We start from the raw sequence: 26,692 nt of genomic DNA on the forward strand, positions 1-26,692 counted from the left end.
CCCTCGCAAGGCATTGGAATTGTTGAGGAATATACCATAGATTACGTCCCGGCGCAAGAAAAAAATTGCAAATAATCTAATGATTTAAACTATTTGTCGGATCTTCTCTTTTTGCGGTGGCATCATTTATTAGGGTTTAGCAGCAGAAAGCAAAACCTGTTCCTTTTTCTAATCGTTTGATATTATTTGGTTTTCTATATTAATTAACAAATTGTTGCTAACGGATGTTAAATTTTCCGACAGAATTTATGAAAATCCTTATTTGATTTTGGTGAAAATTCAGAAAAATCAGTGTTTTTGTGCCCTTTTTTGAGTTTTTAATATGTAAGCTTTTTCGACACAAGTTTCTGATTTATCGACGCACAAGTTCCGGTGTCAGCATACTCAAGGTCGCGTGGTGGTCGGTTTCCGCTGCCGCAGTCGCGTAAGGCTCATGAAAAGGCTTTCCATGAAGGCTGAGTGCAATTTTTTAAAGCAAAACGGGGGGCCGTGAACCAGTTTCCGGGAACTGTCATTTCGGGGCAACAACTCCACTTAAAGCAAAACAATACTTGCTCCCACCATGGGACCATGGGTATAATTACATCTATGCGCATCATCTCCCGTAAAACCCTCCGAGAATTTTGGGACCAGCACCCAGATGCGCGACAACCATTACAGGCATGGTATGACGATGCTAAACATGCCGAATGGCATTCACCGGCGGACATCAAAAATGTTTACCGCAATGCCAGCTTTCTGGCCGACAACCGAGTCGTCTTCAACATCAAGGGGAACTCTTACCGGATTATCGTAGCCATCCAGTACGCTCATAGCCTGCTCTATATCCGCTTTGTCGGCACCCATCGGGACTATGACAAAATCGACGCAAGAACGATCTGAACGGAGAACTTATAGATGGAAATCAAACCCATAAAAAACGAGGCCGATTATCAGGCTGCTCTTGAAGAGATTGAACGGCTGTTCGACGCCGCGCCGGATACGCGGGAAGGGGACAGGCTTGAGGTCCTGTCGACTCTTGTCGACGCCTACGAAGAAAAGCATTACAGCATCCCCCTGCCCGACCCGATCGAGGCCATCCTGTATCATATGGAAAGCCGGGGCCTTTCGCGCCGCGACCTTGAACCTCATATCGGCAGCCGCGCCCGTGTGTCCGAGGTGCTTAACCGAAAGCGTCCATTAACCATGGAGATGATCCGAAATCTTCATAGCGGACTTGGCATACCGGCGGAAGTTCTTATCCAACCCTATCCCACGCTCAAAGACGGGGCTTGACAGCAATGACGCCCTCAAGCAGTGTTTAGCCAAGGGCACCGATCCCCTCGAAGAGTTGCTGCGAAAGGTCAAGCCGCCTGAATAGGATCCGCCCCCAACCCGTACCCGTCAAGACGCCGCTTCAGGGTTTTAAGCCCCTGAGCGGCGTTGCCGTTTGCTGGTTGACAATACCCCGCCATTAACGTACGATTTTACGTACGTAAGGGAGGCGAACATGCCCACGATCACAGCGACCGAAGCGAGAAAACTTCTCTACAAACTCCTCGATGACGTAGCCGAATCGCACGAGCCTATCCAGATCACCGGCAAGCGCAACAGCGCCGTGCTGATTGCCGAGGATGATTGGCGCGCCGTGCAAGAGACCCTCTATCTGCATTCCGTTCCCGGCATGAAGGAGTCCATCATCGACGGCATGAAGACGCCGGTGGAAGAGTGCGATGAGGAATTGAACTGGTGAGTTGGAAACTGGTCTACACCAAGCAGGCCCAGAAAGATGCCAGGAAGCTTTCCGCTTCCGGGTTGAAATCGAAAGCGAAGCAACTGCTCGACCTCCTCGCGGAGAATCCCTTGCAAAATCCGCCACCCTACGAAAAGCTCGTCGGCGACCTGGCGAGCGCTTATTCGAGACGCATCACTATCCAGCATCGACTGGTCTACCAGGTTCTCGCTGATATTCGTATGGTGAAAGTCCTGCGGATGTGGACGCACTACGGATAAGGGCCGGAAAAGCACGAAAGCGCAACTTTCCATCCTCCATCTTACGGGATTCCGTCATGAGCAAGCCATCCATCAGCCAAAGCACGGGACGCCACTTTCTCACCGACCGGATCCGTATGGAAGTAGACTGGCGGGGTACGGCCCAATCCCGGGGGAGCGCCCCGCCGCCGGTGCAGAAGCCGGTGCCGGGAGGGGCGACGCTCATCCCCCTACCTGACCGGGAAAGCTGGTCGATTCCTCCCTGCGATTTAGAGGAAGCCATCGCCCGGCGGGAAAGCCGCCGCCGTTTCACGGCGCGGCCGCTCAGCCGGGACGAGCTGGCCTTTCTCTTCTGGAGCACGCAAGGGGTGCGCGCCCGGCTGCACGACGCGGCGGTTTTGCGCACCGTCCCTTCCGCCGGTTGCCGCCACCCCTTTGAAACCTACCTGGCGATTTTCCGGGTCGAGGGGCTGGAGCCCGGTCTCTACCGTTACCTCCCCCTTGACCACGCCCTGGTCCTGGAAAAGACACCCGACCTGCTTTCGGGCCGGGTCGTCGCCGCCGCTCGGGGGCAGGGCTTTGCTGGGGAGGCGGCGGTCACCTTTTTCTGGACCGCCCTGCCCGAACGCACCGAATGGCGCTACGCCGAAGCCTCCTACAAGGTCATCGCCCTCGACGCCGGTCATCTCTGCCAGAATCTTTATCTCGCTTGCGCGGCCGTCGGCGCCGGCACCTGCGCCATCGCCGCCTACGATCAGGAACTGGCCGACGACCTGCTCGGGGTCGACGGCGCCGAAGAATTCACCATCTACCTGGCGCCGGTGGGCAAGATCCGTTGACCGGCCGATGAGGCACGACGATGAAAATGGAGCACGAAGACCAGCACGAAACCATCCACGAAGAGCTACCGGAGCAGCACGAAGACCCCCTGATCCGCGCTCTCCACCGGATCATCCGCGCCGCCGTCCGGGTGCTGGCCGTGCTCATGGTGTTGGTCATCATCTGGGGCATCGGCGACGTAATCTACGTCCTCTACCAGCGTCTGCTCAGTCCGCCCTATCTGCTGCTGAACATCAACGACATCTTCGCCACCTTCGGCGCCTTCATGGCGGTTCTGATCGCCATCGAAATCTTCATCAACATCCGCCTCTATCTCGGCACCAACGTCGTCCCCATCCGCTTGGTGGTGGCCACGGCGCTCATGGCCATCGCCCGAAAGGTTATCGTTCTCGACCTGGAAAAAATCGGCCCCGATTACGTCCTCGGCATCGCGGCGGTGGTCCTGGCCCTCGGCATCACCTACTGGCTGCTGTCGAAAAACCGGCCGGACTAGACAGGTTCGGAAAAATTTTCTTTTGCCTCAAGCGCCCCACGGAGCCCTCATGTCTTACGATGCCATCGACGATGCCTTTCACTTTATCAGCGACGCCCCGCTCGGCGAACGGCGGGCCTTGGTGCACCGGCCCAGCGGCAAGGTCTTTCTTGCTTCGCTCAAGGCGGGGTTCGATGAATGTCCGGCCGGGGCGGACACCGACCCCGACTACCTGAGCATCCCGCACCGGCAGGAACTCGATCCGGGCAAACCGCTGGTGCTGGAGTTCATCCGCGACAACTGCCCGGCGGAACTGGCGCGGGTCGAGGGCTTCTTCAATCGCCCCGGCGCCTTCCGCAACGTCAAGGATCTGCTGCGCCGCCGGCATTTGCTGGACAACTGGCAGATCTTCGAAATGCAGCAAATGGAGGCACTGCTCAAGCAATGGTGCCTGGCCCAGGGGCTGATGTCGTGAGCGGGCGGAAACCGACAGGTTCGAGGCTTCCGGCCCCGACACATCGGCCCAAAGGGGTGACGCTGCTTTACGAGGATGCGGACATTCTCGTGGTGGACAAACCCTGCGGCCTTTTGACCATGGGGACCGAGCGGGACAAATCCCGCACCGTGCATTCGATCCTCAACGACTACGTGCGCAAGGGCAACCCCAAGTCCCGCAACCGGGTCTATATCGTCCATCGCCTCGACCGCGACACCTCCGGCATCCTGCTTTTCGCCAAGAGCGAACCGGCCAAACTGGCTCTGCAAGGAAACTGGGACGACACCAGCAAACTCTATCTGGCCGTGGTCTTTGGACACGTCAGCCCGCCGCGGGGAACCATCAGCAGCTATCTCGCCGAAAACGCCGCCTTCGCGGTCTACTCCACCTCCGACCCGAGCCAGGGCAAGCTGTCGCACACGGCCTATACCCTGGTGAAAGAGCGCAACGGACTCAGCCTGCTGCAAGTCCACCTGCTCACCGGCCGCAAACATCAGATTCGCGTCCACTTCGCGGAACAGGGGCATCCCCTGGTCGGCGACAGAAAATACGCGCAAGATCGCCCGGCCCATGCCCATCTGGCGCTGCACGCCTGGTCGTTATCCTTCACCCACCCGGTGAACCACACTCGCCTGCAGTTCGAGACCCCGATTCCCCAGCGCTTCAGCCAACTGGTCGGCCCCTTCGTTCCGCCGGGACTCAAGGAAAACGAAAGCGAGCGATGACACCGGGGGTGATCGGCCTTTCGCTGTTCAGTTATTTAACGGCCCGCAGGCCCATGAGTTCTTCGACCTTCACCACCCTGCCGAAGCCCGCGGCGCCGAGCCGTTTGCCGGCCTGCTCCATGAAACTGTCGCCGCGTTTGACTTTGTAGGGATTGCCGGTGTAGTGAAAGAGGGCGCCGCCGCGCTTCAACACCCGGTAAAGTTCCTGGTAAAAGCGCTCGCCGTAGAGTTCGCCGGCGAGGGAAAAGCGAGGCGGGTCGTGGATGATCGCGTCAAAGGATTCCGCTGCGAGTCCGCCGATATACTCCCCGATGTCGGCCTGGACCAAGGTGACGGAAGGATGGTAAATCTCCTGGGACCAGGGATTTCTGCGGCGCAGCTCAATGACCGTGGCGCTCAGTTCGACCGAAACCACCTCCCGCGCCCCAAGCCGCAGGGCCGCCAAGGCCGCGTAACCGAGTCCGGAGCAAGTATCCAGCACCCGATCGCCGGGCTTCACCACCTGCGCCGCCATCTTCCCGGCGCTTTCAAAAGGGTTGATGCCCTTGGCGATGTGCATTTTCACGCCGCTGATTTCCAGCAACGGCGCCTGCTCCGTCGGAACGAGTTTGCAATAGCCCTCGTCCCGCGCTTCGAGCACATCCAATTCGCCATTTTCCAGAACAAAAATCCGCTGTTCCTTGCGCGCAATCCGCCGCAACTCTTCGCCGGTCAGTCGCTGGTCCGCGTCCAGCAGCAGGGAGTCATCGGCCAGGGCAAAGGTCGTATTGGAGCGGTTCAGATCAACGGAAATATCGACGGTTGCCGCACCCCGCGCCAGGGCGTCGAGCACCCGGCGGGCGACCTGCGCATCGAACCAATAGATTTTTTCGTTCATCACTTCCTCGATGTTCAACCACAGGAAACAAGATTAGCCGTTTGGGTCCGTTGGTCATAAACGACCTTGACCTCCCCGTCCCGCAGCTGCCGCAGCACCTGCCGCACCTTGTCCTCTAGGGTGCAGCCGGCCTCGCCCCAATCCGCGCCGTCGCGGGTGACGAATTCCTCGATCATCCTCCGCAGCGTCTCGGGATCGATACGCACAAAGGGAATCTCGATCCCCGCCTCCTGCCTTTCATCCGGCGTTTCCCCTGACATACAATCACCTCGTTTTGTCTGATTCCGCCCCCGGCAACATCCGCTCCTGCGGACGCGTTGCGGATTCTGTGCCCATCCTGCCCCGGATCGTCTTTCCCGGCAAGAACTTATCCGCCAACCGGCTCCGCCAATTCCCACGACATTGCCAAAAAGAGATTTAAGAACCAAAGCGGGAATTCCTTCCTTTTCAAAGAAGGGATGAAAGCGTACCATGCGCCAGCATGTTCAGCTCTTGGTTGTTGACTTCTTGTGCCGATTCGTCGTACTATCTACACATGGAAACGACTCATCATCGCACCGTAGTATTCAAGGTCGGCTACCACCTCGTTTTCTGCACCAAGTATCGTCGCAAGGTTCTGACAGGGGAGGTGGATAGCCGCCTCAAGGCCATTATCGGCGAGATCGCCGCCGAGAAAGGCTTTACGATATCCAACCTGGAAACGGACGCCGATCATGTCCATTTGTTCGTTTCCGCGCCGCCCCATGTGCCGATCTCGCAAATCGCCAAATGGGTCAAGGGGATTTCGGCGTTGCGCCTGCTGCGGTCGGTTCCCGCACTCAAGAAACGCATGGGGAGCCACCTCTGGAATCCGAGCTACTATGTGGGCACCTTGGGAGATATGAGCGCCGATGTCGTCCGCCGATACATCGACAACCAGAAGCAGAAAGACTAGGACCCGGAAGCCGAAGCATCCGATGGAGGCGCGGTCTTACCGCTTCCGATTGGATGTCACGCCGGCGGAGTCCGCACGTCTGCATGCGTATCTGGACGCCTGCCACGCCCTGCGCAACCGCCTGGTCGACGACCGGCGTCACAACCGCGAATTCTGCAAAGACCGGAAGCGGGCCGGACTCGCGCCGGAATACCTCTCCCGTGCGGATCAGTACGAGGCGGTCAGTCTGTACGCGAAGCACGATCCCCGGTGGGAGCGGCTGCACAGCCAGGTCATGCAGAACATCGCTTGTCGTGTGGACGAAGGGTACCGGCGTTTCTTCGAAGCTCTCGCCGAGGGCCGTCCCAACGTGAACCCACCGGGATTCATCAACCGGAAAAAGTACCGGTCGTTCACCTTCCCCCAATACGGCACCGGCGCTCGACTGCGTTCCGGCCGGGTGATTCTCTCCGGCCTCGGCGTCTTCCCCCTGCGGGATCATCGCAAGGTGCGTGGCCTGAAAAAGACCGTGACCGTCAAATGGATGCAAGGTCACTGGTGGGTGGTGGTGGTCGCCATGATTCAGGCCAAGGACCAGTACCGCCCCGCTGTGTCCTCCGAAGACGTCGGGATCGATCCCGGAATCTCGGCCCTGCTGACTACCTCCCACGGGGAGACGTTCGATCCGCCGCGGGCCTTCGAGAACGCCCGCAAGCGCCTGCGGACCGAGCAGAAGAAATTCTCCCGCCAGTTCGAAGCCCGGAAGCGGCGGTACGAATTGGACAAAAAAGCGGGTCTTCCCGTTCCCGCCACCCTGCGGGAGGTTCCCTATTCCCACCGGATGCAGAAACAGATCCGGGTGGTGGCGAAACTTCACACCCGCGTGTTCAACGTTCGCGATCACCACCACAAGAAGACCGCGGCCCACCTCGCCTCCCGTTACCACCGGGTGGCGGTCGAGGAACACGGGCTGCAGTTTATGATTCGCAATCGGCGGCTGGCGAAAGCCGCATCCGACCGGGCCATCGGCAACCAGAAACTGTTGCTGAAATCCCGTCTGGGCGAACGCTACATTCCAACATCGAACCGTCGGGAGGGGATCGGCGGCAACAGCCAGACCTGCCTCTGCGGCGCCTCGGTGCCGAAGAAACTCAGCGACCGCCGCCACCACTGTCCCGCCTGCGGGTTGACAGGGGATCGGGACCATGTATCGGCCAATATCGTTCAGAAGATCGCCTTCGGAACAATCAGCGACACTCTCGGGCATCCGGGCCGGATGTCCTCAGACGTAGAGAGCGCGAAGCCGGGACCGACGCAAGCCGGCCCGACGAGCCGAAAGGCTTTGGAGCGTTCCGCGAAGCGTCGTTCTCTCGCATCGACGAGGCGAAGAAGCACCCCGGATGGGAAACCTGCCGGGGAAGGCGAAACCGGCGTCCATCTCCCCACCGGAGTTGGCGCATGAGCCACAACCCTTCGATTCAAACTCAAGATGCCCGGTATTTCAATGCCGGGAGAAGGTCACTGACATACTTACGGACATCTTGAAAATTTTCATCCCTCATGGAACAAGGAGGATTCAACGTGTTCGTCCAGCAGTTCTTCGTTCCCGGACTGGCCCACAGTTCCTATCTGCTCGGCAGCGCCGCGACCTGCGCCATCATCGATCCCCGCCGTGACATCGGCATCTACCTGGAAGCCGCCGCCGCCATGGAGATGAAAATCACCCACATTCTGCAAACCCACTTGCACGCCGACTTCGTCTCGGGATATCTCGATCTGGCCGAGGCGACGGGCGCCGTGATCGTCATGCCCAAGTCGGCCCACTGCGCCTGTCCTCACCAGGCGGTGGCCGAGGGAGACCGTTTCCGTATCGAGGATCTCGAAATCAGCGTGCTGGAAACCCCGGGGCACACCCCCGAACACATCACCTATGTGGTGCGCGACCGCGCCCGGGGACCGGAGGCGGTCGCGATCTTCTGCGGCGACACCCTCTTTGTCGGGGACGTCGGCCGCCCCGACCTCTTCCCCGGCATCGCTCTGGAACTGGCGGGCAAACTCTATGGTTCCCTGCACGAGAAACTGCTCGATTTGCCCCCCTTCTGCGAGGTCTATCCCGCCCACGGCGCCGGTTCTCTCTGCGGCCGGGCGATGGGCGCCAAGCGCACCAGCACCGTCGGCTACGAAAAGCTCTACAACAGCGCCCTGACGATGGCCGACCGCGACACGTTCATTGCCTCGCTGACCACCGACATGCCCGAAGCGCCCGACCATTTTTCCCGCTGCAGCGACATCAACCGCCGGGGGCCGGCCCTGGTCTGGACCCTGCCGATGCCCGAACCGCTGGCGCCGAAACCTTTCCGCGAAAAGATGGCTGAACAGGATGTGGTGGTGCTCGACATCCGCAGCTACACCGCCTTCAGCGGCCAGCATGTGCCGGGTGCCTACCACATCGACAAGGGCGGCAATTTCTCGACCTTCGCCGGTTGGGTGCTCCCTCCCGACAAAAACATTCTGCTGATCACCAACGACGACGCCGAAGCCGCCGAGGCGGCGGTCTTGCTGCGCCGGGTCGGCGTCGACCAGGTCGTCGGCTATCTTGCAGGCGGTATGTTCGAATGGGCCAAAGCGGGTTTCGCCACCGACCATGTGCCCCTGCTTTCGGCACCCGAACTCCAGCAGCGCATCACTTGCGGCGACGGCCTGACGTTGGTGGATGTCCGCGCTGCGGGAGAATTCGGCGCGGTCCACGTGGACGGGGCGCTGCACATACCCGCCCCCGAGTTGCGCACCCGGCACCGGGAACTCGACCCGAACCGCGACATCGCTCTGGTGTGCAGCACCGGCCACCGCTCCAGCCTCGCCGCCAGCCTGCTCAAGCGCCAGGGCTTCACCCGGATCTGGAACGTGGCGGGGGGCATGACCGGCTTCAACGCTGCCGGGTTCGCCCCGGAATGTCCTCTCTGCGTGGTCCCACACGGACCCCGCTTCCTCGGCAAATAGGGAGACGCCATGTTCGAACTTTTAGCCATGACGGAATGGTCCCCCTATGTGGTCGGCCTCGGTATCGGCCTGGTTTCCTGCGCGGCCTTCGTCCTCTCCGACAAGCCCATCGGCTGTTCCACCGCCTTCGTCCGCACCAGCGGCATGCTTGAAGAAATGTACCGGGGCCGCCAGGTGCGGGAGATGCCCTACTACCGCCAGTTCCTTCCGGAAATCGACTGGGAATGGATGCTGGTTTTGGGCATCGTCTTCGGCTCCTTCACCTCGGCCGCCCTTTCCGGGGAATTGCACCTGGAGTGGGTGCCTTCCCGCTGGGCCGCCGCCTTCGGCGGAAATCCCGTATGGCGCCTGCTCACCGCCCTGATCGGCGGCATCTTTCTCGGCTTCGGCGCCCGCTGGGCCGGGGGCTGCACCAGCGGCCACGGCATCAGCGGCACCCTGCAGCTGGCAGTGAGCGGCTGGCTGGCAGTCTGCACCTTTTTCGCCGCCGGCGCCGCGGTCGCCTTTCTGCTCTACGGGGGATAAGCCATGCTGACAAAAATCCACGGCAACAAGCCCCTGCAGATGGCCGCCGGCTTGGGCATCGGTTTTCTCTTCGGTTTTCTGCTACAGAAGGGGAATGTCACCGAGTACGACGTGATCATCGGTCAGCTGCTTTTTCAGGATTTCACCGTCATCAAGATCATGGTCACGGCCATAGTCACCGGCATGATCGGCGTGCATCTGCTGCGGGACCTGGGGCTGGCCCAGCTTCATCCCAAACCCGGTTCCCTGGGGATGACCCTGGTCGGCGGACTGATCTTCGGCGTCGGCTTCGCCGTGGTCGGCTACTGTCCCGGCACCATCACCGCCGCTGTCGCCCAAGGCAAACTCGACGCCCTCATCGGCGGGCTGGTCGGCATCCTCATCGGCGCCGGGCTCTATGCCCACGCCTTCCCCTGGGTAGCCCGGGTCATGCTTCCCAAGGGGGATTTCGGCCCCCTGACCTTCCCCGAATTCTTCAAGATGAATCACTGGCGGATCATCATTCCCCTGGCCGTCATTCTCATCTCCCTCCTGGCTGTTCTCGAAGGGGCCGGGCTCTGATCCTGAGGCGGCCCTGCTGCCGGCGGTGAGGACAGTTTTCTGGAACGGGGCTTCGTCTTCGCCGAAAGAAAGGGCCCCTGCGCAAATTGACGAACCGCAGCGGTGGCCCGCGAGCTACGGTCGATGTACCGTCTATGTGACCCGACAGCGGGCGGTGGGAGAGATGGCGGTCAAGCGGTTACGGAAACGGGAAAAAGGAGGGGGAACGAAGGGAGAAAGCTAAAGACAGCAGCTAAGAAATGACCAGTTCCCGCCGGCAACGTCCGCAGAGCAGTTCGTTGTCGCGGTAGCCTTTCAGCAGCAGTTCGGGTTCAATGCGGCCGTTCCCCCGACAGTCGCCGGTGCCGGTCGGCCCGAGGCAGGGAACATCAAAAAGGAGGGGTTTGAGAAAGGTATCAAAAGTAACACGCTGCTTGGCGGTGAGCAAGTCGACATTGCCGTCCTGGTCAAGGAGAAAGATACCGACGCCGACCACGGTACGCGGCAGGTGCTGATGCCCTTTTACCGCCGCCTCGATGTAGTGGACACCTTTGTGACAAAGATAGTCGAGCAGTTCAAGATCGATTTCCATCAGCCCTCCGAAATAACGAAGGCCAGGTAATGCCTGGCCTTGGGAGAATTCCGCTTAACCGTTTCCGGCGCCGAGCAGCGCCCCTTCCTCGGTTCCGTCCTCAATATCGTCGGCGACATCCATCCGCAACTGCCGGACCAGCTCGTCGAAATCAGTTCCGTCCTCGTCCAATGACAACCCAAGGCGTTTTGCACCGATGTAGCGCTTGCGGAAGTAGTTGGAATTGATACTTGAGACGACGACCCCGCGATTGCGACTCGAAGCGTGAATCATCTTGTTATCTCCGAGATAAATGCCGACGTGGGAGGGAAATTTGGCGTAGGTCTGGAAGAAAATCAGATCCCCCAGCTGGAGATCCCCTTTGGGCACCCGGGTTCCCAAAGTATATTGCTCGCGGGCGGTGCGGGGCAGTTTCAGATTGAACTCGCCGAACACCTTTTGCACAAAGGCGGAACAGTCGATACCATTTTTGCCGTTTCCACCGAAGCGATAGGGGGTATTGAGAAAGCTCAGGGCAGTCTTCTCGAAGATGGAGGCATTGGCATCGACCAGGATATCGCGGGTCAACTCACGAACAATAGCGCTTTTCCCTGTGGAAGGGGTCTTGGCTAGGACCGGCTTTTCAACAGCGACCGGCTTGGTGCCGACGACCAGAACCTGACCCAACTTGAGATTGTTGCCGGAAAGTTTGTTCAAACGCTTGAGTTCAGCCACGGAGATCTTTTTCTTTTTGGCAATCTCGTAAAGGGTGTCCCCTTTTTTCACCTTGTGGGTCAGGGTTTGCATCTTGACCGCAACGGTCTCTTCCGTCGAGCCCGACACTTTTTTGGAAACGGCCAGAACCTGGCCCAACTTGAGGTTGTTGCTGGAAAGATGATTCAGCCGCTTCAGTTCGGCCACGGAGATCTTGGCTTTCTGAGCGATTTCGGAGAGGGTATCCCCCTGTTTGACCTTGTACGTAGCGGACGAGTTCGCCACCGAAGCCTTGCCGGTGGACGCCGTCCCTTTCGCGGCTTTGGCCGATCCGGAAGAGTTGGAGACAACCAGAACCTGGCCCAGCTTGAGATTGTTGCTGGAAAGCTTATTCAGCCGCTTCAGTTCGGCGACGGAGATCTTGGCTTTCTGAGCGATTGCGGAGAGGGTATCCCCCTGCTTGACCTTATACGTAGCGGAGGAGTTCGCCACCGAAGCCTTGCCGGCGGACGCAGTCCCCTTCGCGGCTTTGGCCGATCCGGAAGATTTGGAGACGACCAGAACCTGGCCCAGCTTGAGATTGTTGCTGGAAAGATGATTCAGCCGCTTCAGTTCGGCCACGGAGATCTTGGCTTTCTGCGCGATTCCGGAGAGGGTGTCCCCCTGTTTGACCTTATACGTAGCGGATGAGTTCGCCACCGAAGCCTTGCTGGTGGACGCAGTCCCCTTCGCGGCTTTGGCCGATCCGGAAGATTTGGAGACGACCAGAACCTGGCCCAACTTGAGCTTGTCGCTGGAGAGATTGTTGAGGCGCTTGAGTTCCGCCACGGTCAGGCGGGATTTCTGGGCGATTCCGGAGAGGGTGTCCCCCTGGCGAACCTTATAGGCCGCCTTGGCGGCTTGGGTTCCGGAGGTTTTCGATGCGGCGAGAAGCGAAGAAGGGCACAACAGGAGCAGCACAAACAGGATCGGCAAGAATCGAAGCATCATGTCATCCTAAAAATTTTACAGGATTCCTACGTTAACGCTTCCAGTCGCCTTGAATCATGGGCGGCAGAGGAAGCTGGCCGGCCTAATGGCACGGCATCGCGGCCTGTCAGTTTCAGCGGCGCGAAATACGCCCCCAAGAAAATAAGCGACACTTTAACCATAAAAGCCACACAAGGCAAGCTTTTTTGCCACACCACTGTGTTGCTTTTACCACAGTCAAATTTCATGAGAATTGACTCCAAGTATCGCGCTGTTCCGCCCTGCGCTTCTTTACGTAAAAAAGGACCTCAGGGGGCCGGCGGTGCGACCCCCTGGGGCAGAAGCAGCCAGAACCTCCCCTTCTGCTTCATCCGCCCCGCCTGGAATCCCGCTTCGTCCCCCATCCCCCAGAAAAAATCACCGCGAATCTTCCCCTTGATCGCCCCACCGGTATCCTGCGCGAGCATCAGCCGTTGCAAAGGCTCGCTGCTTGAGGGCCAGGTGGTGTCAAGAAAGACCGGAGCCCCCAAGGGGATGGTTCTGGGGTCTACCGCCAGGCTGCGCCCCGGGGTGAGCGGCACGCCGAGGGCCCCGGGGGGATTTTCGAGAGAGCCGGGACGTTCGACGAAAAAGACGTAGCTGGGATTCTCAGCCAGCAGGGCCTTCACCTGCTCGGGGTTTTGCCGTGCCCAGTTTTTGATGTTCTGCATGGACATCTGGTCGCGGGTCATGGCGCCACGCTCAATGAGCAGTTTGCCGATGGAGCGGTAGGGATGGCCGTTCTGGTCGCCATAATTGACCATCACCCGCTCACCGTTCTCCAGCACGATGCGTCCCGAGCCCTGGATATGCAGGAAGAAGAGCTCCACCGGGTCGGCGACATAGAAGAGGATCTTCGCGGCCGGACGTCTTTGGCCGGCGTCAATATCGCCGCGCGTCCAGTAAGGCACCACCTTGCGCCCCTCCAGACGGCCGCGCAGCCGGTAATCCTTCAGCTCGGGATAAACCGCCCGCAGGTCGACAACCAGCAGATCGTCGGGAACACCGTACAGGGGATAGGGATATTGGGGCGAGGGGACGCGGCTGCCGCGCACATCGGGCACGTAATAGCCGGTGACGGTGCCGGTCTCACCCCCTTCAGCATCCCGAATCCGCCAGGGAACGAAACGGTTTTCAAAAAACCGGCGCAGGGTCTCCCGATCCGCTCCATCCAGAGTCGCGGCCTCGGCACAGACCTCCGCCCACCCCTCCCGCTGTTTCAGCACCCGGCAGCTCTTCAGCAGGGGGTCGAGGGCCTGGGCCGGATCGTCTCCCTCCCAGCCGGCGACCTCCCCCCAGGAAACCGCCGTGAACGTTTCGACCGGGGGAGCCTCCGGCGGCACTTCCACCGGTGGCGGAACCTCGACTGCCGGCGGCGGCGTGACCGGGGGGGGAGGCGGCACGGCCGGGCGGGGAGCGCAGGCGGGAAGCAATAGGAATAAGAGCAAGAAAACCCGGACGGAGCAAAACAGACGGGAAGTGTGGCCGTTCATGGTGACACAATGTCCTTTACAAAGATGGAGGATCGGGGTTCCGGAGGGGAAAGGCGCGAGGTAGGGCACTGGCGGGGCCAACCGCTTTTTGCATGCGGAACAAACGCAACGCAGCGGAAAGGACAATCGGGCAAAATCCTGTTCATAGCGGACGAAGGTTCCCTCGCGACAAGCATTTTGCCGCGACAGAGCCGAGGGAAGACCGCGCAGAACGTTGTATATCAGCCGTCGTTCTGCACCTCGTGCTTTTTCATGAGATCGTAGAAGGTCGGTCGGCTGACCCCGAGTTCATCCGAAGCTTTGACCACATTGCCGCCGTGACGTTTCAGAGCCGCAACCAGCATGTCCCTTTCCAGGCGATCCCGGGCCTCCTTGAGGGTCGGCGGCGCAGCGTCCGGATCGGCGAACCGGTCATGGCCGCCGAAACCGAGATCGTCAGGGGAGAGCAGGGGAGAATCGGCGAGGAGAATGGCCCGTTTGATCTTGTTTTCCAGTTCGCGCACATTCCCCGGCCAGGCGTAGGCGCGCATGGCGGTCTCGGCAGCGGGGCCGAAGCCCTTGATCTTCTTGCCGAAATCGTTGGTGTAGCGACTCAAGAAGAGATTCGCCAGAAGACGGATATCCTCCCCCCGGTCACGCAGGGGAGGAAGGCGAAGGGAGATCACGCTGATGCGGTAGTAGAGATCCTCGCGGAAACGCCCCTCGCGGATGGCCTTTTCAATATCGACGTTGGTGGCGGCAACGATGCGGGTGTTGATTTCGATATTCTCTCGACCACCGACCCGCTGAATGGTCTTTTCCTGAAGGAAACGCAGCAGCTTAACCTGCAGAGGCAGAGGCAGTTCGCCGATCTCGTCGAGAAAGAGGGTGCCGCCGTGGGCGTACTCCACCTTTCCCTGCACCCGGTTCGCAGCCCCGGTGAAGGCCCCCTTTTCGTGGCCGAAGAGTTCCGCCTCCAGCAGATTTTCGGGGATGGCGCCGCAGTTGATGGGGATAAAAGGTCCGCTCTTCCGCAAGCTCTGAGCATGAATGGCTCGCGCCACCAACTCCTTGCCGGTGCCGTTTTCCCCCAGCACCAGTACCGGGATATCCGCCGAGGCAATCTTGCGGATGGTGGTGAAGATCTCCTCCATCTCCGGACATTGGCCGAAGATACCGTGCATCCCTCCCGGACGTTGCTGGGAGGCGGATTGCAGTCGGCGGTTTTCCTCTTCCAGGGCGGCCAGATGGAAGGCGCGATCGAGAATGATCTTCAGTTCGGCCAGGTCGATGGGTTTGCGGTAAAAATCATAGGCGCCCAACCGCACCGCCGTCAGCGCGTTGGCCCGGTCCTCATTGCCGGAAAGGACGATAACCTTGGTTTCGGGATGGCGCCCCAGAACCATTTCCAGGCAGCGCAACCCTTCGCTCGCGCCATCGGCGTCGGGGGGCAGACCGAGATCAAGGGTCAGAACCTTGGGTCCGTGCGCCTCGAACAGGCGTAGAGCCTCATTCACATCCTCGGCGAGCAGCACCTCGAAATGCTTGCCCAGCCCCCATTTGAGCTGCTTGCGAATCTCCGCGCTGTCGTCCACGATCAGCAGTTTTTCCACCCGTCCTCCTGCTTAAAACATCTCCGAAACGTCAGCCTGCCACCGCCGCTTGCGTCGGCAGCCAGACGGTAAATACCGACCCTTCGCCCGGCGCACTGTGCACCTCGATGCGGCCACCGTGTCCCTCGATGACTTGGCGGCACTGATAGAGGCCGATGCCCATCCCTTTCTTTTTGGTCGTTTCAAAGGGCTGAAAAAGCCGGGTGCGGATAAATTCCTCGCTCATGCCGCAGCCCTGATCGACCACCCGCAAGAAGGCCTGCCCCGCGCAACCCACCTCGATACGGGGAGGGTGGCCGGCGGCGGCTTCGCGGGCATTGTGCAACAGATTAACCACGACCTTGATCAACTCTGCCGCATCCCCCCACACCGAAACCGGCTCTCCGCTTATGTCCACGTCGGCGGCACCGGCCAAGGCGGCACCCTCTCTGGCCACCTCCAGCAGATCGCAGGGGACGCTCTCGATCTGGGGACGATGCTTGACGTTCTGCAGGCGGGCGATCAGGTTCTTCATATTATCCACGGTATGTTCCAAGGTTTCAAACATATCGCCACGAAATTCGGGATCATCAATGTAATCCCGGGCGTTGTCCACTACCAGAGCCAGTCCCGAAACCAGATTTTTCAGGTCATGGATGACGAAAGTGGAGACCCGGCCGATGGCGGCCATCTCATGAGCCGCCGCCAGGTCGGCGTAGAGCTTGCGGCTGAGCAGCACGCCGATGGTCTGATGGGCGAGGATCTTCATCAGATCGAAATCCTCGTAGGTCAGCCGCTCCTGCTGGTAAATCCGCCGGCCAAGCACGATGAATCCTTCCAGCGTATTCTCGAAGCGCAGCGGCACAAGCAGAGAAGCGCCCATGGCGCGCAGCCGCGCCCAGTCTCCAACGAGCAGGGACTCATCCTCTTCCCCCAGATCGATCACCCAATCCTGCCCAACCATGCGAGCCAGCAAGGGATGGTCTGCCTCGAAGCACAGCTCGGCCGCCTCATTTTCAAAGCAGGCGGAACAGCGAAAGCACCCGCCCTCCCGATCGCGAAGAAAGAGGGCCGCGCCGCGCAGGGAAAAGGTTTCGGCGTAGAACTCCAGCACCCCTTTTTCCAACTCCTCGCGGCTGCGAGCACCAACCAGTTTGCTGGTGAATTGCAGCCACTCGTTCCGGTAATCGTATTTCTGCTGATAGAAATTCTTATGCAACAGTACCCGGATGCGCCGCCGGATGCGCTCGGAAAGAAGCAGCATGACCAGAGCGAAGCCAGCCAGAACCGCGAGACCGACGAAAAAGGATCGATTGCCCGAAAGATGCAGATAACGCATACCGGCGCCGAAGATCCCGAGCAGAATCAGGTAAAAGCCGACCGCCAAAAGCACCACCGAACGATAGGCGATTTCCCGCGAAACCCGGATGCGTACGGCTTCGCCCCGGCGCAGACGGCTGAAGGCCATCAGCCCGACTCCCAAGGCGAGACTTAAGGAACGCACCGGCAGCAGGTTCATATCCAACGAGCGATAGAGCAGCGCCTGACTGTAATAGATGACCAGCACGGCCAGCAACACACTGGCGCCCATGACCTCGAACTTGATGCGCCAGCGGTCGGGACGAGGCAGAGCCACCAAGGTGCGCTCCAGTTGCGCTAGGGCCACAACCAGACAGACCATGAGTGCCACATAGAAAAAATAGCCGGCCGAGCCGAGGAAGAGCATCTTTTCCTCGGCGAAGTCGGGAGAATAAAAAATCGCCGAGGTCGGCAGCAACAGGGCTGCCAGAGGAAAGGCCAGAGTAGCGAGGAGCAACAGCCGCGACAGCCGGGACATCTCGCGCCAGCCGCCGGTCCGGGAAAAGACCAGGGCGAAAAGCAGCCAGAACCCGGGGAGAACGGATTCGGCCAGAAGCGCGCCCCGCTTCCAGAATTGCAGTCCTTCCGGGTCGAGCAACACCCGCAGGTCGCAGAACTCCAGAACCACGCAGGCCAGCAGCCCCCCTGCCAGAACGAAGGAGGAAAGACGGCGCGGCCGGTGGGCGAGCAGATAGGCACCGTAGCCGACAGTCAGTAAAATCGCGAGAATGGAAAAAATCATCTGCATGGGATCAAGAAAACGAGATTCAAGGGTTCGCCCCCTACTTCGGCAGAACCGCTTTGATATGGGGATAAAAATCCCGTACGAAACGCTCGCCGGCCTCTAGGGCGCCGAGATCCCCCTCCCGGTAAGGAACGGAAACCCGCACGAAGGTGGAATCCCGACGGTTGTGCAGGATCGAATGGGTGATTTCCGCCAGTTTTAGGGCATATTCGCTGGTCAGCGTCCTCCCCTTGACCTGAAACCAGTACAAAAAGAGCTCCCGCTGCGCGCCGTTCTGGTAGACCGCCTCCACCAAGTGGACGTCGTCGTCACCAATATTCAGCGTCTTGCTCTGTTCGGAAATATTCAGCCAGCCGCTGCCGGGAAGACAATGCTTGGGCGAATGGATCGGCCCGCTCTCCGGCCCGCCACCGTGATAACCGAGGTAGAGGGAGACGGAACGGCGCGCGTCGTCGGCATAAACCCGGTAGAGATAATCGGTGGGACGCAGTCCCTTCAACACCGCGTCACTGAAACGGGTTTCTCCGGTCTTCGTCCACCCGGCAAGACGCAGGGGAATTTCTTCAAGGGGCCGCGCCACCGGCACTTCCACATCCTCATGAAAGGCGACGAAAAGCGCGGCCAGGATCAACAGGAGATAAACGACGAAAAAACGCATCTTGTTCATGCCGGCCCCACCTTACGCAAGAGTGCTCCCAGCAGAAAGAGCAGAACCATGGCCAGGGCGAAGACTGCCAGGCCGGCGAATTCGTGAAAAAAGCCCTCGGCCGCCGCCGCCCCGTAATACTGGGCCAGCACGCCGGTGACGATGACCCGGAACATGTTAGTGGCGATGGCAATGGGCACCGCCGAAAGAACCATGATCACCCGCATCAGGTGGGATTTCTGGGAGAAGACCGCATAGGCCACGGCCAGGGCCAGAAGCGACATGAGGGAGCGCAGCCCGCTGCAGGCATCGGCCACCTCCAATACGGTCTGGGGAAACATGATGATGTTTCCTTCGCGCAGCACGGCGATGCCCATGAACTTGAGAGCGGCCACGGAAAATTTGGCGACCAGCAGCTTGAGGGGAAAGGCCATGGCGTCGTAGACAATGTAGGGAAGCGGCACCATGAAGAGGAGAAAACCGACAGGCAGCAAAAGCCCCTTGAAGACCGCCCAGCCGAACCAGAAGAGGATGATGCCGCCGAGCAGGAAGACCAGCGATGACCGCATGGTAAAATACTCGGTTCCGGCGAACCCGAAGATCAACAGCAACAGGCTGGCGATGATCACCAAGAGTCCGGCGTTGCTCGGCCGCACCGGCATCTCCTTCAGCTCCGGCCACTTCTGCCAGGCGAAATATCCGGCGATCAGCGGCACCAGAAAGCCGTGGGAATAGTTGGGGTCGTTATTCCAATCGGAAACCATCCCCGGCACCACCGTCCAGTAGGTCAGCGCCAACAACGGTAGCAGCGCCAACAGATACCAGCGGTTTTCCCGCAAACCATCCTGAAATATCATCTATGCTCCCCCCTAGGCGATGTAAGACAAAATCTTTTTGGTCCACGGAAGACACGGAAAGCACGGACAAAATATTGAAAATCTTTTTTGACGGGATAAGAGCGGGTAAAATCTGATGTTAAAATCCCAACCCCCAAAGATTTATCCGGTTCTATCCGCAGGCAGTTATCCGCCTTTATCCTGTCCAAAACCAAGCCTTTGACCTTTAGGTTTCTTTCCGTGTCTTCCGTGCTTTCCGTGGACATGTTTTTTTCACTCTTGAGCATCCACAAGTGCCAGTATCTCGGCGGTTTTCGCCTCCATCAGCACCTGATTCCCCCGGGATTCGACGTTGAGACGCAGAACCTGTTCGGTGTTGGAGGAGCGCAGGTTGAAGCGCCACTCGGGAAACTCCATACTCAGGCCGTCGGTGCGGTCGATGGCCGGAGCCAAAGAGGCGTAAGCCGCCTCGACCCGGGCCAGGGCGCCTTGCGGATCGGCCAATGCCCGGTTGATCTCGCCGCTGGCGGGAAACTTTGCCATCCGCTCACCAACGAGTTCGGAGAGCAGCTTGCGCTTGCGGCACATCAGTTCAAGCACCAGCAGCCAAGGGATCATGCCGCTGTCGCAATAAGCGAAGTCCCGGAAATAGTGATGGGCACTCATCTCGCCGCCATAAACGGCGTCTTCATGGCGCATCCGTTCCTTGATGAAGGCATGGCCGGTCTTGCTCTGCACCGGCACCCCGCCGGCCGCCTCTACCATGTCGATGGTATTCCAGGTCAGGCGCGGGTCGTGGATGATTTTCGCCCCCGGTTCGCGGGCGAGAAAGGCCTCAGCGAGCAGACCGACGATGTAATAGCCCTCGATGAACCGCCCCTGCTCATCGAACAGAAAGCAGCGGTCAAAGTCGCCGTCCCAGGCAATACCCAAGGCCGCGCCGTGCTCCAGCACCGCCTGGCTGGTGATGTCGCGATTCTCCGGCAAGAGCGGGTTGGGGATGCCGTTGGGGAAGGTGCCGTCCGGTTCGTGGCAGATCTTGAAGACCTCGCAAGGAAGCTGCTTCTCCAGCAGATCAATGACCGGACCGGCACAGCCATTGCCGGCATTAACCACGATCTTCAGGAGGCGCAACCGGGTGGCATCGATATAGCCGAGCAGGTGGCGGATATAGGGAACTTTCATATCCATGGCTTCGACCGTACCGGTTCTTTCCGCCGGAAGAAAATCCCCCGCCTCCGCCAGGCGGCGAATTTCGTGCAGGCCGCTGTCGCCGCTGATCGGCCGGCTGCCTTCGCGCACCAGCTTCATGCCGTTGTAATCCATGGGATTATGGCTGGCGGTAACCATGATGCCGCCGTCGGCGCGGCTGTAGAAGGTGGCGAAATAGACCTCCTCGGTGCCGCATAGGCCGATGTCGACCACATCGGCGCCGCCCTCGGTCAGCCCCCGGGTCAGGGCCGCGCAGAGACCGGCGCTGGAAAGGCGCACGTCGCGGCCGACAATCACCTTGCCGGGTTTCAGAAACTGGGCATAGGCCCGGCCGATGCGGTAAGCCACGTCGTCGTTCAGTTCATCGGGGATCCGCCCCCGGATGTCATAGGCTTTGAAGCAGTTCAGTTGCACTTGACTCGTCTCCTCAGGCTCTTCCGTAGGTATCCTCGAAGCGTTCGATGTCGTCTTCTCCCAGATAGCTTCCCGACTGGACCTCAATCAACTCCAGGGGAATCTTGCCGGGGTTCTCCAGGCGATGGGTCTCGCCGAGGGGGATGTAGGTCGACTGGTTCTCGGTGAGCAAGAAGATTTTTTCACCACAAGTGATGCGCGCCGTCCCCCTGACCACCACCCAATGCTCGGCGCGATGGTGATGACGTTGCAGGGAGAGGGCCGCGCCGGGGGCGACGACAATCCTTTTCACCTGATAGCGGGGGGCCTCGCCGATGCATTCGTAGCTCCCCCAGGGGCGATTGACACACCGGTGGAGCAGAGCTTCGCCGCGCTTCTGCTCCTTGAGCCGGGCGACGATCTCCTTGACCTCCTGCACCTGTTCCTTGGCCGCCACCAGCACCGCATCGGCAGTCTCCACCACCACCAGATTCTCTACCCCCACCGTCGCCAGCAAGCGGCTTCCGGCATACAGATAACAATCGCGGCTGGCGTGGGCAAGCACATCGCCGTGGCTGACATTGCCGTCGCCATCCCGCGCCCCTACTTCCCACAGGGCCGACCAGGAACCGACGTCGCTCCAGCCGGCATCGAGGGGCACCACCGCCGCGTCGGCGGTCTTCTCCATCAATGCATAGTCGACGGAATTTCCCGGACAGGCGGCGAAGGCCTCGGCGTCGAGACGCAAAAAGTCGAGATCGACCGCCGCCCGCTCCACGGCCTCCCGGCAACAGGCGACCATCGCCGGCTCAAACCTTTCAAGCTGACGCAGATAGTCGGAAGCGCGAAAGAGAAACATACCGCTGTTCCAGTAATACTCCCCGGACTCAACGTAGGCCCGGGCCTTCGCCGGCGCCGGTTTTTCGACGAAAGCGGCGACGGCGTAGGCATCGGCCGCTTCATCCAGCGGTGCGCCCCGACGGATGTAGCCGTAGCCCGTCTCGGGACCGGTCGGCACAATGCCGAAGGTCATCAGCCGCCCCTGCCCTGCTTCCGTAGCCGCCAAAGCCACGGCCCGGCGCAGCGCCTCGGCGTCACGGATAACGTGATCCGCCGGCAGCACCAGAAGCAGCGGATCGTCGCCCTCGGCCAGGGCGCGAATCGCCGCCACCGCCACCGCCGGGGCGGTATTGCGCCCGACCGGTTCAAGGATGATGGCCGAAGGGATTTGGCCGATGGCCCGCAGCTGCTCGGCGACCATAAAGCGATGACTTTCGTTGCAGACCACCAGCGGCGCCGCCAGGTCGGGAGTCCCCGCCAACCGGCAAAGGGTCTCCTGCAACATCGTCCGCTCCCCAACCAGGGGCAGCAACTGCTTCGGATAAAGCTCCCGGGAAAGCGGCCACAACCGCGTCCCCGCCCCTCCCGACAAAATCACCGGCACGATCATTGACGACAACTCCTTTAAAAACCTTTTCGTGTCTTCCCTGGACAGCATTAGACCGTTCTTTTCAGCCCAGCTTCTGAACCAGAACATCGACAATCCGCTCCGCCGCGTGGCCGTCCCACTTCTCCGGGCTCCGTCCCTGGGGGATTTCACCGTTTAAAATTTTGCGCGCCTCTTCCAAAATCCTGGTCTTGTCGTTGCCGACCATGATGTTCGAGCCGACCTCACAGGTGATGGGGCGCTCGGTGTTGGGGCGCATGGTGATGCAGGGAACGCCGAGAACCGTGGTCTCTTCCTGCAAACCACCACTATCGGTGAGGACCAGTTTCGCATTCATGTTGAGATGGAGAAATTCCAGATAGCCCAACGGCTCGGTGATCCAGATGCCTTCGACCTTCGCGCCGCTGTTGAAAAAATGCCCGAGACCAAACTGTTCAGCCATCTTTTTCGTCCGGGGATGGATGGGAAAGACGATGGGCAGATCCTTCGCGATCTCCGCCAGCGCTTCGAGAATGCCGGTCAGCACCCGTTTGTCGTCGACATTGCCGGGACGGTGCATGGTCAAGGTCGCGTAGCCCTGGGGAGTCAGGCCCAGCTTGCGGCTCAGATCGAGGGTCGAGGCCAGCGCCCGGTGCTTGAGCAGGGTGTCGATCATGACGTTGCCGACGAAGAAAATCTTGTCGGCAGGCACCCCCTCGGCGGCCAGGTTCTCGTCGGCAAAATGGTCGGTGGTGAAGAGATAGTCGCAAAGGACGTCGGTGCAGAGGCGGTTGATCTCCTCGGGCATGGACATATCCCGGGAACGCAGCCCGGCTTCGACATGGGCAACCTGGATCCCCAGCTTCTTGGCGGTGATGGTACAGGCCATGGTCGAATTGACGTCGCCGACGACAAGAACCAGATCGGGCTTCTCTTGCAGGCAGACCTTTTCGAACTCGACCATAATCCGCGCCGTCTGCTCGGCGTGGGAGCCGCTGCCGACCTCCAGGTTGATATCCGGCTTGGGCATGCCGAGGTCGACGAAGAAGGACTGACTCATCCTTTCGTCGTAATGCTGCCCGGTATGCACCAGAAGGTGGCGGATTTTCTCGGGATATCGGTTCATAGCCTCGATGATCGGGGCCATTTTCATGAAGTTCGGCCGAGCGCCAACCACGTTGATGATTTTCACTGGATCCTCCTTGCCGGAATATCAATCGGTTTTCGTCGATAAAGGGAAGTTTAAAGACTGGGAAGCTTTTTGTCCATGAAAGACGCAAGCATCCACCGAAACCGAAGAGGCCTTCGCAAAAAAAGATAAGACGAGGAAAGCACCGTAACTGGTTGGCAAGCCTTTTCGGCATCGGCATCAAAAGCCCGTTGCCGACAGCGGATCGGACTCTTATAATGTCAGCAGAAGTCAACGACAGCCAGAAAGGAAATCCCATGACACAAATCACGGCGCGCATTCCCGAAGATACCGTCAATGCCCTTGACCGCGCAGCGAACGCCCTGAACCGAACGCGAGCCGACATCATCCGCCAGGCCATTGAAACCTATCTTGAAGATTTCAATGACATTGCCTTGGCGATCGAACGTCTGCGCGACCCGTCCGATGAAACCGTCGACTGGCAGGAGGCACGACGTGCCCTACTCGCTGAAGATTAAAAAAACCGCGCTTAAGGAGCTTCAACGCCTGGCCAAGCCGGTCCGCGAACGGTTGATTTCAGCCATCGACCAGTTGGCGGAAAACCCCCACGTGGGCAAATTGCTCAAGGGCGACTTCTCCGGACTGCGTCGCATCCGGGTGGGGGACTACCGGATCATTTACGAAATCAACGAAACCGAGATCATCGTGCTGGTTCTGCGGGTCGCGCAACGGAAAGAAGCCTACCGGGGAACCCCACCCCAGTAACCCTCAAGGATTTCCCAAAAAACGCGATCCCGGCCTCGGAAACGGCCGATAGAGGGGATCCCCAACCAGCACCATCTGCCAACTAAGCGAAGGCAGGCTCAGGAAATAGGTCTCCACTAGGGTGTATGAGCCGTCGAGGAGCAGGGCGAAGAAGATTTCCGGCGGCGGGAAGGCCTGCACGTAGGGCTCGCCCACTGGTCCCAGGGTCGCCGCCACCCCATCTTCGAGCATGCGTTTGCACCAGGCCTGGCTCGAACCGGTACGCAGGGTGCCGCATTCGCCGCTGGCGATGTGGTAGCCGACCGCTCCCCGTTGCCAGTCGAAGGCATCGACGTAGCGCGACAGGCTGTACCAGCCGCAGTAAAGTGCCGCGCCGGGAGCCTGGCCCGACTGGAAGAGGGCCTGCTTGTCGTCGACGACCACTGGCAACCGCTGGGCGGCGGTCACCCGCGCCGCCGCACGGTGAATGGAGTTGTCGTAAAAAGCGTAGCCGCTGTCCGGGTTTTTCTCCGGCCGTTTCCAGCGGGCATCGAAATAGGCCGTCCCTTTCAGCCCCTCCGCTTCCGTCGCCAGGCTGTCGTCGATGATGCGCTTGACGATCGCCTCCGTCGGGGCGTCCAATCGCGAAACGAACAGCACCTCATCCTTGGCCACCGGCCCTTTCCGGTTCTTGACGCCGAGAAAAAAGGGATTGAGCACCCAGCCGTCCAGGGGGTAGTCGTCAGCGAGCACCAGCGCCAACTCCGAATCGACCGCCGCCCGCGCCCCTTTCTGTTCCAGCACCCCCATCTGTTTCTCCAACGCGGCAAAGGCGGCATTGAGCGCGGCGAGTTCGGCGCTCTTCTCTTTCTCGGCTTGCTTCAGCCGCTTCCACAGATCGGCCTTTTCCTCCTTCAGCTCCTTGAGCCGGGCCTGCCCTTCCCGGCTCGGTTCCGGCGGATCGACCCGCAGCGGCACTCCCTGCATCGTCACCAGGGCGCGAATCATTGCGCCGTCACGCCGCTTGCTCAGGAACTCCCGCACCGGCGCGGCGATCTCGTCCTCGTACATCTCCCGCGAGCAGAACTCCTTATCCGTCGTGCGGATGCGGATCAGGTTCTCCTTGGGGATTCCGCGCTTCTCCATGTAGTAGCGGGCCAGATCGACGCTCCCCTCGACAAAGCGGTTGGCCACCACCGCCACCTCCTCCGGTTCCAGGGCCGAGGCGGACACAGGCAGCAACAGGCAAAGTAACAGAACTATTTTTTTCACGTCAATCATCCACCCCCGCATCAGGTCCGGCGTTTGTCCGGAACCGGTTTCTCGCCCCTATCCAGACTAAACAAGTAAACAATCTCGCAATGAAATAAAAAAGGCCAGATCGAAATGACCTGGCCCTGGCGATACCATTTCCGGTTTTCGAGGCAGATCTTATCGAGCCTTTGTTTTTCTTCGCTGTGAAAAGCTCAGAACCGCTAGGCCGAAAGCCAAGAGCAGCCAGGTTTCCGGTTCCGGAACCGGGGCAAGTACAACCAGATAGCGAACTTCCCTATCGAAGATCGGGGGATCCGGATCAAGGTAATCCAGATACCAGTGATCATTTGTCATCCCGGAAACATAGCTGTTGATATCCCAAGGATACCTGTCCGAATCCGCCAGGATCAGCGATGTTTCGTTCCAGCCCCAGAACGTCACTGCATGACCAAGAGTTCCACCAACAACTGGAAAGAATCCCAACCCAACCGTTTCATGTTCGTATAATTGCCGCTTGGCAAAATCATAGGAGTTATTGATCCAGCCGAGATTTCCCGGGAAGCTGTAGGTACTGTAAGGCTTTACGTAATAGTCTTTGGTCAGATCGTGCCTTTTCAGATATTCCTGCAAGGCGATATGGGTCCAGTTCCCTTCGGTCCACCAAAATGTAGTGTCCTCTGCAGTAGCCCAGCCAAGCATTTCATCGTATATTTCCCGGGCGACGAGATTCAGCTGATGCGAAAGCATTGCGGCAGCAGAAGCCATCCAGCAGGATAGGTCCGTGGCCGAAACCCAACCGGAATCAATGACCGAATCATTATTCAAATCAAGATCGACTTCATGATTCGTCCATATTTCGTCTGGATCCCATTTCCACTTATCCGGAGGTTCATTAATACTTTTTTCAAAGTAAAGATTTTTTTCGAACATCTTAGTCTGATCGGAAGTCCACCCTTGATCGAAATACCAGTACTTATCCAGATCCACCCAGCCGGACTGGAGATAGGACGCCGGAAACGCATCAGCGGCCCGGGCGCAGAAAAGTAGCGCCGCAAGCATCACACACAAAGAGATTGTTTTTTTCATCCTGAATCCGTGAGCTCTTCCCCCGTACCTCGGGTTTCCCCTTTCTGAGGGGCGAATTCGGGGGCATGAATTGTGGCGTGAACTAAAAACGGCCTCCTGGGTTCCGCTACATGCGACGATCTTTG

30 protein-coding genes are annotated in these 26,692 nt (G+C 59.5%); 15 read left to right on the forward strand and 15 right to left on the reverse strand.

What is annotated here, in order from left to right:
* The first annotated feature begins 588 nt into the window (after positions 1-588).
* The 8 genes from RBR25_RS14865 to RBR25_RS14900 all read left to right on the forward strand — a co-directional run bounded on the left by RBR25_RS14865 (position 589) and on the right by RBR25_RS14900 (position 4,504).
* The gene (locus tag RBR25_RS14865; protein WP_432820339.1) at positions 589-882 is read left to right on the forward strand and encodes a type II toxin-antitoxin system HigB family toxin; all 294 of its coding nucleotides are present in this window, start codon (positions 589-591) and stop codon (positions 880-882) included.
* Between the two features lie 15 nt (positions 883-897).
* On the forward strand, positions 898-1,275 hold the full coding sequence (locus RBR25_RS14870) for a helix-turn-helix domain-containing protein (RefSeq protein ID WP_432820340.1): 378 nt from the start codon (positions 898-900) through the stop codon (positions 1,273-1,275).
* Between the two features lie 214 nt (positions 1,276-1,489).
* Positions 1,490-1,732 carry a type II toxin-antitoxin system Phd/YefM family antitoxin gene (locus RBR25_RS14875; protein WP_432820341.1) on the forward strand — a complete coding sequence of 81 codons (243 nt, stop codon included), beginning with the start codon at positions 1,490-1,492 and terminating at the stop codon, positions 1,730-1,732.
* Positions 1,729-1,992 carry a Txe/YoeB family addiction module toxin gene (locus RBR25_RS14880; RefSeq protein WP_432820342.1) on the forward strand — a complete coding sequence of 88 codons (264 nt, stop codon included), beginning with the start codon at positions 1,729-1,731 and terminating at the stop codon, positions 1,990-1,992. The genes RBR25_RS14875 and RBR25_RS14880 overlap by 4 nt, the downstream gene beginning before the upstream one ends.
* 56 nt (positions 1,993-2,048) lie before the next feature.
* A complete protein-coding gene (locus RBR25_RS14885) occupies positions 2,049-2,810 on the forward strand; it encodes a SagB/ThcOx family dehydrogenase (RefSeq protein WP_432820343.1) in 762 nt (253 codons plus the stop codon).
* A 20-nt stretch (positions 2,811-2,830) separates the two neighbouring features.
* The gene (locus RBR25_RS14890) at positions 2,831-3,304 is read left to right on the forward strand and encodes a phosphate-starvation-inducible PsiE family protein (RefSeq protein WP_432820344.1); all 474 of its coding nucleotides are present in this window, start codon (positions 2,831-2,833) and stop codon (positions 3,302-3,304) included.
* A 49-nt stretch (positions 3,305-3,353) separates the two neighbouring features.
* Positions 3,354-3,758 carry a UPF0158 family protein gene (locus RBR25_RS14895; protein ID WP_432820345.1) on the forward strand — a complete coding sequence of 135 codons (405 nt, stop codon included), beginning with the start codon at positions 3,354-3,356 and terminating at the stop codon, positions 3,756-3,758.
* Positions 3,759-3,814: 56 nt separating this feature from the next.
* On the forward strand, positions 3,815-4,504 hold the full coding sequence (locus RBR25_RS14900) for an RluA family pseudouridine synthase (protein WP_432820346.1): 690 nt from the start codon (positions 3,815-3,817) through the stop codon (positions 4,502-4,504).
* A 31-nt stretch (positions 4,505-4,535) separates the two neighbouring features.
* Here the strand turns inward: RBR25_RS14900 and RBR25_RS14905 are convergent, their stop codons facing one another.
* Positions 4,536-5,381: a methyltransferase domain-containing protein gene (locus tag RBR25_RS14905; protein WP_432820347.1), complete on the reverse strand. Its 846-nt coding sequence runs from the start codon at positions 5,379-5,381 to the stop codon at positions 4,536-4,538.
* Between the two features lie 14 nt (positions 5,382-5,395).
* Positions 5,396-5,641 carry a YheU family protein gene (locus RBR25_RS14910; protein ID WP_432820348.1) on the reverse strand — a complete coding sequence of 82 codons (246 nt, stop codon included), beginning with the start codon at positions 5,639-5,641 and terminating at the stop codon, positions 5,396-5,398.
* A 275-nt stretch (positions 5,642-5,916) separates the two neighbouring features.
* On the opposite strand from RBR25_RS14910, the gene tnpA reads away from it, so the two are divergent.
* From tnpA to RBR25_RS14935, 5 genes are all read left to right on the forward strand, one after another.
* A complete protein-coding gene (gene tnpA, locus RBR25_RS14915; RefSeq protein ID WP_432820349.1) occupies positions 5,917-6,315 on the forward strand; it encodes an IS200/IS605 family transposase in 399 nt (132 codons plus the stop codon).
* Positions 6,316-6,337: 22 nt separating this feature from the next.
* Positions 6,338-7,756 (forward strand): RNA-guided endonuclease InsQ/TnpB family protein, encoded by a 1,419-nt coding sequence (locus tag RBR25_RS14920; RefSeq protein ID WP_432820350.1) that lies wholly within the window; start codon positions 6,338-6,340, stop codon positions 7,754-7,756.
* A gap of 119 nt (positions 7,757-7,875) precedes the next feature.
* On the forward strand, positions 7,876-9,294 hold the full coding sequence (locus RBR25_RS14925; RefSeq protein ID WP_432820351.1) for an MBL fold metallo-hydrolase: 1,419 nt from the start codon (positions 7,876-7,878) through the stop codon (positions 9,292-9,294).
* Between the two features lie 9 nt (positions 9,295-9,303).
* Complete coding sequence (locus RBR25_RS14930; RefSeq protein ID WP_432820352.1) at positions 9,304-9,819, forward strand: YeeE/YedE thiosulfate transporter family protein; 516 nt, start codon at positions 9,304-9,306, stop codon at positions 9,817-9,819.
* A 3-nt stretch (positions 9,820-9,822) separates the two neighbouring features.
* Entirely contained in the window at positions 9,823-10,380 is a 558-nt protein-coding gene (locus RBR25_RS14935; RefSeq protein ID WP_432820353.1) for a YeeE/YedE thiosulfate transporter family protein, read from the forward strand.
* A gap of 232 nt (positions 10,381-10,612) precedes the next feature.
* Here the strand turns inward: RBR25_RS14935 and RBR25_RS14940 are convergent, their stop codons facing one another.
* From RBR25_RS14940 to wecB, 11 genes are all read right to left on the reverse strand, one after another.
* Positions 10,613-10,951, reverse strand: a complete 339-nt coding sequence (locus RBR25_RS14940) for a hypothetical protein (RefSeq protein WP_432820354.1) — start codon at positions 10,949-10,951, stop codon at positions 10,613-10,615.
* 54 nt (positions 10,952-11,005) lie between these two features.
* Positions 11,006-12,634: a LysM peptidoglycan-binding domain-containing protein gene (locus RBR25_RS14945; protein ID WP_432820355.1), complete on the reverse strand. Its 1,629-nt coding sequence runs from the start codon at positions 12,632-12,634 to the stop codon at positions 11,006-11,008.
* A gap of 26 nt (positions 12,635-12,660) precedes the next feature.
* Positions 12,661-12,861, reverse strand: coding sequence for a hypothetical protein (locus tag RBR25_RS14950; RefSeq protein WP_432820356.1), 201 nt, complete (start codon positions 12,859-12,861; stop codon positions 12,661-12,663).
* A 60-nt stretch (positions 12,862-12,921) separates the two neighbouring features.
* Positions 12,922-14,100 carry a murein transglycosylase A gene (mltA, locus tag RBR25_RS14955; RefSeq protein ID WP_432820357.1) on the reverse strand — a complete coding sequence of 393 codons (1,179 nt, stop codon included), beginning with the start codon at positions 14,098-14,100 and terminating at the stop codon, positions 12,922-12,924.
* Positions 14,101-14,366: 266 nt separating this feature from the next.
* Positions 14,367-15,737: a PEP-CTERM-box response regulator transcription factor gene (gene prsR / locus RBR25_RS14960; protein WP_432820358.1), complete on the reverse strand. Its 1,371-nt coding sequence runs from the start codon at positions 15,735-15,737 to the stop codon at positions 14,367-14,369.
* Positions 15,738-15,768: 31 nt separating this feature from the next.
* Positions 15,769-17,823, reverse strand: a complete 2,055-nt coding sequence (gene prsK, locus RBR25_RS14965; RefSeq protein ID WP_432820359.1) for an XrtA/PEP-CTERM system histidine kinase PrsK — start codon at positions 17,821-17,823, stop codon at positions 15,769-15,771.
* A gap of 34 nt (positions 17,824-17,857) precedes the next feature.
* Positions 17,858-18,487, reverse strand: a complete 630-nt coding sequence (locus RBR25_RS14970; RefSeq protein WP_432820360.1) for an exosortase C-terminal domain/associated protein EpsI — start codon at positions 18,485-18,487, stop codon at positions 17,858-17,860.
* The gene (gene xrtA, locus RBR25_RS14975; protein ID WP_432820361.1) at positions 18,484-19,323 is read right to left on the reverse strand and encodes an exosortase A; all 840 of its coding nucleotides are present in this window, start codon (positions 19,321-19,323) and stop codon (positions 18,484-18,486) included. Before xrtA ends, RBR25_RS14970 begins: the two co-directional genes overlap by 4 nt.
* A gap of 252 nt (positions 19,324-19,575) precedes the next feature.
* Entirely contained in the window at positions 19,576-20,928 is a 1,353-nt protein-coding gene (locus tag RBR25_RS14980; RefSeq protein WP_432820362.1) for a phosphomannomutase, read from the reverse strand.
* Between the two features lie 13 nt (positions 20,929-20,941).
* Positions 20,942-22,357, reverse strand: a complete 1,416-nt coding sequence (locus tag RBR25_RS14985; protein WP_432820363.1) for a mannose-1-phosphate guanylyltransferase/mannose-6-phosphate isomerase — start codon at positions 22,355-22,357, stop codon at positions 20,942-20,944.
* 61 nt (positions 22,358-22,418) lie between these two features.
* The gene (gene wecB / locus RBR25_RS14990; protein ID WP_432820364.1) at positions 22,419-23,525 is read right to left on the reverse strand and encodes a non-hydrolyzing UDP-N-acetylglucosamine 2-epimerase; all 1,107 of its coding nucleotides are present in this window, start codon (positions 23,523-23,525) and stop codon (positions 22,419-22,421) included.
* Positions 23,526-23,779: 254 nt separating this feature from the next.
* Here wecB and RBR25_RS14995 point away from each other — a divergent pair, with 254 nt between their 5' ends.
* Positions 23,780-24,001, forward strand: coding sequence for a ribbon-helix-helix protein, CopG family (locus RBR25_RS14995; RefSeq protein ID WP_432820365.1), 222 nt, complete (start codon positions 23,780-23,782; stop codon positions 23,999-24,001).
* Positions 23,979-24,248: a type II toxin-antitoxin system RelE family toxin gene (locus tag RBR25_RS15000; protein WP_432820366.1), complete on the forward strand. Its 270-nt coding sequence runs from the start codon at positions 23,979-23,981 to the stop codon at positions 24,246-24,248. Before RBR25_RS14995 ends, RBR25_RS15000 begins: the two co-directional genes overlap by 23 nt.
* A 3-nt stretch (positions 24,249-24,251) precedes the next feature.
* Here the strand turns inward: RBR25_RS15000 and RBR25_RS15005 are convergent, their stop codons facing one another.
* Both RBR25_RS15005 and RBR25_RS15010 read right to left on the reverse strand, forming a co-directional pair.
* On the reverse strand, positions 24,252-25,508 hold the full coding sequence (locus RBR25_RS15005; RefSeq protein ID WP_432820367.1) for a TIGR03790 family protein: 1,257 nt from the start codon (positions 25,506-25,508) through the stop codon (positions 24,252-24,254).
* 150 nt (positions 25,509-25,658) lie between these two features.
* The gene (locus tag RBR25_RS15010; RefSeq protein WP_432820368.1) at positions 25,659-26,567 is read right to left on the reverse strand and encodes a PEP-CTERM sorting domain-containing protein; all 909 of its coding nucleotides are present in this window, start codon (positions 26,565-26,567) and stop codon (positions 25,659-25,661) included.
* Positions 26,568-26,692 lie beyond the last annotated feature (125 nt).

Source organism: Trichloromonas sp., assembly GCF_034006665.1.
In the GTDB taxonomy this organism is placed as follows: domain Bacteria; phylum Desulfobacterota; class Desulfuromonadia; order Desulfuromonadales; family Trichloromonadaceae; genus Trichloromonas.